Raw genomic sequence first — 1,004 nt, 5'->3', positions numbered from 1 at the left:
TGCCGCGGTATATCCTGAGCATTGATGAAATCGAGCATATCCTGTCGCTGCCTGACCCGAATACGTTGCAGGGCGCGCGCGACCGGGCCCTGATGGAGCTGCTCTGGTCAACAGGGATACGACGCAGTGAAGCGGCCCGGCTCGATATCTACAGCATTGACGGGTCACGCAAAACCGTGACCATCCGGCAGGGCAAGGGGAATAAAGACCGGGTATTGCCCCTCGGCGAACGAGCCTTAAACTGGCTCCAGTTCTATCAGCAGCAGGTTCGCCCGCAACTGCTGGTCACCCCGGACATCCAGTCGCTGTTCGTGGCAATGGACGGTCTCGACGGGTTGCAGCCGAACGGTATCACCCATGCCGTGAGCGGTTATATCCGGGCCGCCGGCATTGAGAAAAAAGGTGCCTGCCACCTGTTTCGGCACGCGATGGCGACCCAAATGCTGGAGAACGGCGCGGACCTGCGCTGGATACAGGCCATGTTAGGCCATGCCAGCGTGGAATCCACCCAGGTGTATACGCAGGTCTCTATCCGGGCCTTGCAGGCGGTACACGCCAGTACGCATCCGGCGGAGCAAATGGCCGACGAAAAAGTCCGCGACGCCGATGAGGTGGGTTTACTGGCCGACCTGTACGCCGACGATAACGCCGGCACGGACACGCCGCCGGACAGTTCAGAGCCGACCTCAACCGCCGATAGCCGCTGAGCGTCCGCATGCCCCCGTTGAGTTGGGCGGGTTCGGTGTGGGGGCAGACCGTGGCCGGACTGCCCGTCGGCATCGGTGCACGCGGGGGTAAATAGTCGTCAGGCGGCCCAGACCCCGGCGTCCCCGCTGAGCCGGTCCAGGCCGCCCAACGCCTATTGAACATAATGCGAGGGAATTATACGCACTGCGCCGGTGAGCCCGGGCAACCGCCTGAGCATTGATGAGCGGCTTAATGCGTATAATTGGCATTATGTCTTGCGCCCCCGCGGGTCGGCATTGCGGGGAGTGGCGCACAAG

At 62.5% G+C, this 1,004-nt stretch carries 1 protein-coding gene; it reads left to right on the top strand.

The annotated features are described in order from the left end of the window. Nucleotides 1-707: site-specific tyrosine recombinase XerC (gene xerC, locus AACQ38_RS23675; protein WP_165579241.1), on the top strand; the 707-nt coding region annotated here is incomplete at its 5' end. Between the last annotated feature and the right edge of the window lie 297 nt (nucleotides 708-1,004).

The organism is Photorhabdus sp. RW14-46, assembly GCF_963887965.1.
Lineage (GTDB): Bacteria > Pseudomonadota > Gammaproteobacteria > Enterobacterales > Enterobacteriaceae > Photorhabdus > Photorhabdus laumondii.
Note: the sequence above shows the minus strand (reverse complement) of the source record. Positions and strands in the feature narration are given on the sequence as shown.